This window comes from Acinetobacter sp. S40 (assembly GCF_016624705.1).
Taxonomy (GTDB): domain Bacteria; phylum Pseudomonadota; class Gammaproteobacteria; order Pseudomonadales; family Moraxellaceae; genus Acinetobacter.
In genome coordinates this window covers 237,907-246,709 of record NZ_JACVTU010000004.1, presented here as the reverse complement: position 1 = coordinate 246,709, position 8,803 = coordinate 237,907, and the positions used below count along the sequence as shown (strand labels likewise).

General features: G+C 40.3%; 7 protein-coding genes. 2 read left to right on the top strand and 5 right to left on the bottom strand.

Annotated features, from left to right (window positions below; all coding sequences use genetic code 11):
• Window positions 1-54: 54 nt before the first annotated feature.
• Genes ispE through IAE19_RS08415 form a run of 3 tightly spaced genes read right to left on the bottom strand, consistent with a single transcriptional unit; the run spans window position 55 to window position 3,179 of the window.
• Window positions 55-882: a 4-(cytidine 5'-diphospho)-2-C-methyl-D-erythritol kinase gene (gene ispE, locus IAE19_RS08425; protein WP_200460489.1), complete on the bottom strand. Its 828-nt coding sequence runs from the start codon at window positions 880-882 to the stop codon at window positions 55-57.
• A 14-nt stretch (window positions 883-896) separates the two neighbouring features.
• On the bottom strand, window positions 897-1,472 hold the full coding sequence (lolB, locus tag IAE19_RS08420; RefSeq protein ID WP_200460488.1) for a lipoprotein insertase outer membrane protein LolB: 576 nt from the start codon (window positions 1,470-1,472) through the stop codon (window positions 897-899).
• 3 nt (window positions 1,473-1,475) lie between these two features.
• On the bottom strand, window positions 1,476-3,179 hold the full coding sequence (locus IAE19_RS08415; protein WP_200460503.1) for a tetratricopeptide repeat protein: 1,704 nt from the start codon (window positions 3,177-3,179) through the stop codon (window positions 1,476-1,478).
• Between the two features lie 100 nt (window positions 3,180-3,279).
• Between IAE19_RS08415 and hemA the strand changes: the two genes are divergently transcribed.
• Window positions 3,280-4,563 (top strand): glutamyl-tRNA reductase, encoded by a 1,284-nt coding sequence (hemA, locus tag IAE19_RS08410; protein WP_200460487.1) that lies wholly within the window; start codon window positions 3,280-3,282, stop codon window positions 4,561-4,563.
• Here hemA and IAE19_RS08405 read toward each other — a convergent pair whose 3' ends face one another.
• Both IAE19_RS08405 and IAE19_RS08400 read right to left on the bottom strand, forming a co-directional pair.
• Window positions 4,564-6,462 carry a DNA primase gene (locus IAE19_RS08405; protein WP_200460486.1) on the bottom strand — a complete coding sequence of 633 codons (1,899 nt, stop codon included), beginning with the start codon at window positions 6,460-6,462 and terminating at the stop codon, window positions 4,564-4,566.
• 145 nt (window positions 6,463-6,607) lie between these two features.
• The gene (locus tag IAE19_RS08400; protein ID WP_200460485.1) at window positions 6,608-7,672 is read right to left on the bottom strand and encodes an outer membrane protein assembly factor BamD; all 1,065 of its coding nucleotides are present in this window, start codon (window positions 7,670-7,672) and stop codon (window positions 6,608-6,610) included.
• 72 nt (window positions 7,673-7,744) lie between these two features.
• On the opposite strand from IAE19_RS08400, the gene rluD reads away from it, so the two are divergent.
• Entirely contained in the window at window positions 7,745-8,797 is a 1,053-nt protein-coding gene (gene rluD, locus IAE19_RS08395) for a 23S rRNA pseudouridine(1911/1915/1917) synthase RluD (RefSeq protein ID WP_200460484.1), read from the top strand.
• Window positions 8,798-8,803: the final 6 nt, after the last annotated feature.

Below are 8,803 nucleotides of genomic sequence, written 5' to 3'. Positions count from 1 at the left end.
AACGGATGCCGAGATCAAAACCCGGTGCCTTACCACTTGGCGACGCCCCTATCTTCAAAGCTGAAAATTATATAGTGGAGATCGTTGTAAACTTTTTACCACGTAAGCCTTACATGGTGCATTTGCAACAATTTCAACAACATTCATTTCATCATTGATCTCAGTAAAAACACAAGCACCTGTTCCTGTAAGCTTTGCTGGACCAAATTGATCTAAATAATGCATTGCTTCATCAACTTGTGGATATAGACTTCTTGCGACTGGCTCAAAGTTATTTCCAAAGCTGGATGGCTTTAACTGATAGGCGCAAAATGTAGTAGTCTTAGAATCTCTTGTCAATGTTTTTTGCGAAAAAAGTAGTTGAGTGCTGATAAAACAATCAGGTTTTAAAATAATGTATTGTTTTTGAGCTAAGTCTATGAATGATAAACGTTCACCTATGCCTTCCGCCCATGCATTTTGCCCATGGATGAACACAGGAACATCGGCACCTAACTGTAGTCCAAGTTGAGCCAATTGTTGAATATTTAACCCGCATTGCCAGAGCTGATTGAGCACGATAAGTGTAGTAGCAGCATTGGATGAACCTCCACCTAATCCTGCACCCATAGGAATGTTTTTCTCAATTTGAATATTCAGGCCACATATTTTTTTTGCATAGGGCTTTAATATTTCTGCTGCCCGATAAATCAGATTATTTTTTAGATCGATTTGCTCCAGTCCAGCTATATATATTGCCAAATCAGTTTTCGATTCAAAACTCATCCAGTCATACAAATCAATCAGTTCAAAAATGGTTTGCAATTCATGGTAGCCGTCTGCACGGCGACCTGTTATATGCAGAAACAAATTGAGTTTGGCAGGAGAGGGAACCCGAATCATAATATTAACTTGGCTTAACGATTTTGAATGACCATTGTAATACGATTTTCTTTATGATCTTCAAGCATTTGGTTTAAAATAAGTTTGTTCGGTAGTTTTTGTTCAGCGTCATAGCTTAGATCAACATTCCAGCCATCTTCCTCAATATGATTGATTCGACCAGTTGAATCTTGAGAGGTCTGTGCTTGTGTCGTTGCTGGTCTGGCTTGTACCCAGCTAATAATATGAGTAATTGGTGCTTGCCATCCTGTTGCACGTTCGAGTAATTCTTCGGGCGAGGATGCTGTGATGAGGCCAGTTTTTGCGCTATTCAGCGTGACTTTACCATTTTGCCCCTGAATCTGGGTTTTACCCATGCCTAAAATCCCAGTCAATTCAATATCGAAATTCTGTTGTTGCTGTGCCCATGTAAAAAACGCACTTCCTGATTGTTGGGGGGTACGTACACCAATTTTGCCTTGTAAGTTAAATTGATTTTCACTTTCATGAGTGCTCTTTGGAAGTTGCGGCTGGGTAAAATGCTGGCAACCTGTCAAAAAGAATACACTTGAACTGCATAAAATAAGACAGGTTTGAGAAAGCTTATTCATAAATTAACTCTTTTTGGTACTGAGCGGTAAGATTAATCCATCAAGTTGTTGTAATTGTGGATCATTTGCATGCTTTTGTTTTAGCTGTTGTAACACCTGACTATATTTGTCCAGATCACCTTGCATATACAATGCTTTTGCAAATCGTACCCCGATATTAACGTTATGACTGAGAGTATAAGCTTTACCTAATGAGTCAGCGGCTGCAGAAAAATCATTTTGTAAAAAAGCGATATAGCCTAAAGTATCTAGAATTGAAGCTTGTTCAGGTGCATATTCTAGCGCTAGTTCAGCATATTCTCTGGCCTCGTTCAGACGACGATTTTGTAAGGCAAGCGTATAAGCGTAAGCATTTAAATAGGTTGGACTATTGGGCTCAATTTGTAGCAATTGCTTTAATGCCCGATCAAGTTTATCCCGATCAATATTGGGATCGAGCATCAGCACTTCAGCATAAATTAGTTCGGGATCATCTGTAATACTTTTGATGGCTTCATCCAGCAAACGAATGGCTGCTTTTTTATTGCCCATTTTTTTGAGGATTTCAGCCTGAGCCTGATATAAAAAACTGGCATGTTGAGGATAATTGACGCGTTCTTGAGTTAAAAAACGTAAGGCATCATTTAGGTTATTCTGTTTTTCAAAAATCGCTACCATATTGCGGCGTGAAACGACATAGAGACTACCATCTACCAGTCGATAATAGGCTTTTGCTGTTTCAAAATGCTGTTTGCGTTCAGCATTCACGGCCAGATAGTAGTAGGCTTCATTTTGATATTTGGCCGAATAACGTAAATCAACTAGATATTGTTCGGCTTTTTCATATTGTTTTAAATCAATACTGGTCAAACCTGCAATAAACTTGGCTTCTTCCGCGTCTGGCCAATCTTTGATAATACTTTGTAATTTTTCTAGTGCCAGCTCTGGCTCATTATTTTTGACTAAAAAACGTGCCTCTGCCAAACGGACTTCTAGATTATCCTTATGGCGCCTGCTGGATTTTGCGTACCATGCCTGAACACCTTCAAGATCATCTAATCCAAGGAGTAAATTGGCTTTCATGAGAATAAAACCCGTGACTTTGGGACGTTTGCGCAAGGCTCGATTAATGGTGGTAAGTGCTTGCTCTAGATCATTGTTTTGTGCTTCTAAACCTGCAATCAGTGCCAATACGGATGGGTTATTCTTTTCTTTACTTGTATTTAAAATATTAAGTAAGTCAGCACGATCTGATGCTGATTCAGGTGCAATACCTGCAACAATTTGTTCAAGATCTGCATTAGGATCGATATTTAAAATTTTATCGAGTGTATCTGCGGCTAGCTTGTATTCATGTGCTTTTAGCGCAATATGTGCCAGATAAAATAGCGCTGGCACATCTTCTGGCTCTTGTACCACCCAGTGGGTCGCAATATCCAGTGCAGCTTTCGTATCATTATATTCTAGTGCAATATCTAGTGCGCGTTGTTTAATGGCAGGAGAGTTGCTTTTAATCGCTAAAACAGTGTAATTATGAATTGCTGTAGGAATATCATCATACGCAAGTGCAAACTCAGCAATCATACTTTGCTTAAGGGCTTCAGTATTCGGTTGAAGTGGATAAAAATCAGTCACAGCACGTACATGCGCTGATGATGCCATGCTCCCTAACAGTAAGAATGTGGTAGAATATTGTCTAATCGACGTACCATTAATTCGGCAATTCATTTGACGCAATTTTAGTAATCCATTTTTCCGTAATCTAAGTATGCTTTTTATGACACCGTTATTGCACAATAGCATAAATTTAGCGAAATGATGATCTGATATGTCCTTCTTTGCATTGGGTGTCAACCATCAAACAGCTTCCGTAGAGTTAAGAGAACAAATCGCCTTTAATGCAGAGCGATTAAGTGCTTTGCTTGCCGAACAGCGTGATCATCATCATTTAAATGATATGGTCGTGGTTTCGACCTGTAATCGTACAGAGGTGTATGCCATTGCAGACAATGCTGAAATGGTACTCGACTGGCTTGCCCAATCAAATGATATTGAAGTAAAACAATTACTTCATCATGTTTATCGTTACGAAAATGCGCAGGCAGTTACACATTTGATGCGTGTTGCCAGTGGACTAGATTCGCTTATGTTAGGTGAGCCACAAATTTTGGGGCAGGTCAAAAGTGCGCTGAATCTATCTAAAGACGCTCATACTATATCTCCAGATTTAAATCGAATTTTTGAATACGCTTTCTATGCAGCCAAGCGAGTAAGAACGGAAACGGCTGTTGGTAGTCATGCCGTGTCAATGGGCTATGCTGTGGCTCAACTGGCTTTGCAGGTATTTAGCCATCCTGAACAGTTAACTGTAATGGTGGTAGCTGCAGGGGAAATGAATAGTTTAGTGGCGAAGCATTTTGCGGAAATGGGAGTTGCAAATATTATTATCTGTAATCGTAGTCGTGAACGTGCTGAAAGCCTATCACAGGAAATCGCTCAGCAGGTCGATGTCGAGATTATAGAGTTTAGTCAGTTAGCGGATCATTTGCATCGGGCTGATGTCGTGTCGAGTTGTACTGGCAGTTTACATCAAGTGATTCACTATAAAGATGTACGCGCTGCTTTAAAAAAACGTCGTTATAAACAGATGTTATTGGTGGATTTGGCTGTACCGCGTGATATCGATCCTAAAGTCGAAAGTCTGGATGGCGTTTATCTGTATGGCGTTGATGATCTACAAAGTGTGATTGATGAAAATCTGGCGCAACGTCGTCAGGCCGCGGTGGAAGCTGAAGTTATGGTCAACCAGTTGGCGACTCAACTGGTGACTCAGCAAAAAATACAGCAGGCAGGCAGCACCATACAGGCCTATCGTGAACATGGCGAGAAGCAAAGTCAGGTTGAACTGAATTTGGCGCTTGAGGCATTAAAAACGGGACAGAATCCAGAAAAGGTGCTTCAAGCTTTCGCACATCGTTTGACACAGAAAATGCTGCATCCCACTTCAATTTTATTACGCGAAGCTGCACAAAATGAAAGCCCTGATTATTTCGAGTGGATGCAAAGTGAATTGGCTGATGTTTTTGCCAAAGAACGAAAGCAAAAAAAATAATTACGATTCAGTTAATAATCTTAAACTGATCTGCTTGGTTAGTTCATTGAGTTGCTGACGTAAGTTGCGTGACTCTAAAAGAGAAATAGGCGCTTTCAATTTTTGTCGTAAATATTTTTCCTGTAAGCCAAGTGAATATTCTTTAGCCAATTTATCCGCAGTCTCGGGCGCTTGGGTCAAGCTTTCGATATTAGTTCTTTGCATGATGTCTGCAATTTCATGGCAATACGCACTACATGCTCCTAACACATAATAAGTTGCCAATTCCTGATCATCAGGTAATTCATCAAAGATTCGATCAAAAATTGCTAAAGTTTTGCCTAGCAATTCATTCGAATCAATTACGGCGCGTAAGGCTTCAAAATGAATATATAAATAAGGATGGTGCATCAAAATCGCCAGTGCAAAATCTTCATCTTTCGTCTGGATGTTAAAAGATAAGGATGCATCATGGCTGATTTGTGGTGTCCATTTACGCCCTAAACCCAATTTTTCCCTAAAAGATTGGGTCAGCAAATAACGAAATGAACCATGTTTGGGTAATAACTCTGTAAGTTCCTTAAGCTCACCCATGACCAGACTTTTACCTTCTGGGGTAGAGATATCATGTTGTCCTGTTAAGTGTGCAAAGACAAAATCTGATAATAATGGAGCCTGATCCAGTAAACGATTAAAATTTTCTAAGCCTTCACGGCGAATTAGCGAATCTGGATCGTGTTCATTGGGCAAGACAAAAAATTTAAGTTCACGTCCGTCATTTAAGAGGGGAAGTGCTATTTCTAAAGTCCGTCGAGCTGCTTTTTGACCTGCGGTATCCCCATCAAAAGCAATAGTAATACGCGAATTTTGTTTAAATAAAGTATTTAGATGATCTGCATTACTGGCTGTTCCAAGTGTAGCAACTGCACCATATACACCGTATTGTTGTAATGCAATGACATCCATATAACCTTCAACCATCAGCCAGTCATGTGCTTTAAGTTTTCGGCCTTCATAAAGACCATAGAGCAATTGATTCTTATGAAATACTTCTGAATCAGGTGAGTTGATATATTTAGGTTTAATTTCATCATTGAGTGCTCGACCGCCAAAGCCAACTACGCGTCCCTTATGATCACGAATTGGAAAAATCACCCGTTCACGCAATAAGTCAAAATCACGGCCATTATCACTTGACCGAATTAAGCCAACTTTTTTTAAACCATCAATATCTTGTGGAAACGCTTTTTCCAAATGTTGCCAATCTTCAGGCGCATAACCCAAACGCCAAAATTGAATGGTTTCAGGTGTTAAGCCACGTTGTTTAAAATAGGCTTGTGCCTTTTTACTAGGAGGAAGTTGTCGTTCATAAAATTGTGCTACATTTTCAAGTAAGTCATACAGATTTCCCTCTTGTGGCATGTCCTCAAAATTAGAAAAAGAAGTATCAAACTGGGCAAAAGGGTCATCAAAATAAGCAGGAATCTCTAAATTTGGAGACTCTGCAAACGCCTGTTTTGGGTCTTGTTGTAGGATGGGTGGCAAGACGCTTTCGTTTGTCGCAATCGCTTGAGGCTCAATTTTTTGTGGGGTGCGTTTATACGAAAGTTTTTTATTGTCAAAATTATCTTTTGGTAATTCAATGCCTGCTTTACTGGAAAGCTCCTGCATGACATCAATAAAATTACGGCTATCAATATCCATGAGAAAACGAATGGCATTACCATTGGCTTGACAGCCAAAACAGTGATAATAGCCTTTGTCCCGATACACGTGAAAAGATGGCGTTTTTTCCTGATGGAATGGGCAACAGCCCGAATAACTGCGTCCAGTTTTCTTAAGCTTTACCCGTTGACCAATCAGCTCGACCAGATCGGTACGATCCAGAATCTGATCAATCGTATGTTGAGGAATCGCCATAATAAAATACCGTGTCTGAATCGGGACGAAAATGCTTTTGCTACGCAGAGGTATCTACATGATGCAGTGTAATGGATATGATTTCAATGCACTAAAAATGAAAAAGGCAAGTCATATAAACTTGCCCTACCGTACAACTAAAAAATTAGTTGGCAGCATCATCATCATTTGTTTGCGGTGCGACCGTATCTGGCACAACACTCATACTCGGAACAGTTTGCTGTACTGGTGGTGCGGAAATAGGCGAGACTTCATGTTGTTCAGGTTTATCCAGTAAACCAAAACTCAAGCGATTTGTCAGACTACGTGTTTCGGTAGGATGATCTGATGCTACTTCTTCAACACCAGAAGTTTTTGCACCACGACCTAAGATACCTAAAGTGGCACGGTTCCACCAGCTTCCTTCATGACGAGCTGCACGTAAATTCACTTTGCCATTCGACTTAATTAAATCTGGATAGTTGAGTTTTAACACGTCTACATATTGTTGTGACGTCGCATTATCACCTAACTCGTCATAGGCATAGGCCAACGTTGCTAGTGCCTCTGGAACTTGAGGAGTTTGTGGATAATGTTCAACCACCCATTGCGCACGTTCCGCTGCTGCCAGCCATGCTTTACGTTTTAAGTTAAAACGCGCCACATTAATTTCATTTTCAGCCAGTTCTTGCTGAATGTATTTCATGCGTTGTGCTGCATCCACTGCATATTCGCTGCTTGGGAAACGACGAATAAAATCAACAAAATTCTGATAGGCCAGTTTTAAATAACTCACATCACGGTGTGATTGTTGTAATGAGGTATAACGTAGCAAACTATCGTAATTAAGTTCCATGTTCGATACGCCACGTACATAGTAAGCATAATCTACATTTGGATGTTGGGGATTCAAACGAATAAAACGATCTGCTAGCGCAATAGCACCTTCATAATCTTTTTGCTGAAATTTGACATACAGAAGCTCAAGCTGCGCTTGTTGTGCGTATTGGCCTGTAGGATAATAAGTATCAATCGCTTCTAATGATTTTGCAGCGTCAGAATATTGCTTACGATCGAGTGACTTTTCTGCTTTTTCAAAATAAACTAGTTCACTTGACTTAGGCCCAGTATCGACTACTTCTTTTTTTGGATTACTGCTACAACCCACCATTGCAGCCGCTACGCCAAGAGAAAGGGCAAGCATGGTAATCTTATAATTTGGTAGCGACATAAAAACTCCTCTGTTATATACGGGCAATGAGCTACAATTGCGCTATTAAACCACTTTTATCACTTTGAGCAAATGACTTCAGCACAATCTTCTAATTCAAATCTCTCAGAAACAGACTTCAATCTACTTGAAGATTCTGAGGATGCAGATAATCATAATTCTGACACAACTGCAACACGTTTATCGTTGCAGGAGCAGCTTGACGAAACTTATCTGGGACAACGCATTGATCAGGTCGCGGCCACTGTCTGGAGCGACTTTTCCCGAGAACGCCTTAAACAATGGATGAAAGACGGCCATTTATTGGTAAATGGTAATATCGTTAAGCCTAAATATCGTTGTGAAGGCAATGAGTTATTGACTTTAAATGTTGAACTGGAAGCACAAACGACCAGTCAACCTGAAAATATTCCTCTTGATATTGTTTATGAAGATGCAGATATTTTGGTCATTAATAAACCTGTTGGGATGGTTGTACATCCTGGTGCAGGTAATAGCTCAGGTACTTTGGTTAATGCTTTGCTCTATCATTATCCAAAATCGGCGGAACTGTCGCGAGCTGGACTGGTGCATCGAATCGACAAAGATACCAGCGGCTTGCTCGTGGTGGCCAAAAATCTCGAAGCGCAATTTTCCTTGAGTAAACAGTTGGCTGATAAATCTGTCTATCGAATTTATGATTTAATCGTCTATGGCAATATCGTCGCAGGCGGCACTATCGATGAACCAATTAAACGTCATCCTGTTGACCGTATTAAAATGGCTATTCTACCGGGTGGGCGAGATGCGGTGACCCATTATAATGTCAAGGAGCGTTTTCAAAACTTTACCCGTGTACAGGCACAGCTTGAAACAGGGCGAACTCATCAGATTCGGGTGCATTTTAGCTATATTGGGCATGGGCTGGTGGGCGATTCAGTTTATATGAATCGTGTGCGTGTTCCTGCAGGTGCGAGTGAGCGTTTAAATATAACATTACGTGCTTTTAAACATCAGGCTTTACATGCAGCTAAATTAGGATTGGTTCATCCTCGTACTCAGGAAAATATGATGTTTGAAGCGCCTTGGCCAGAAGATTTTACTTATTTGGTCGAGGTTCTACGTCAGGACAATGCTGCTTATTAGATAAAG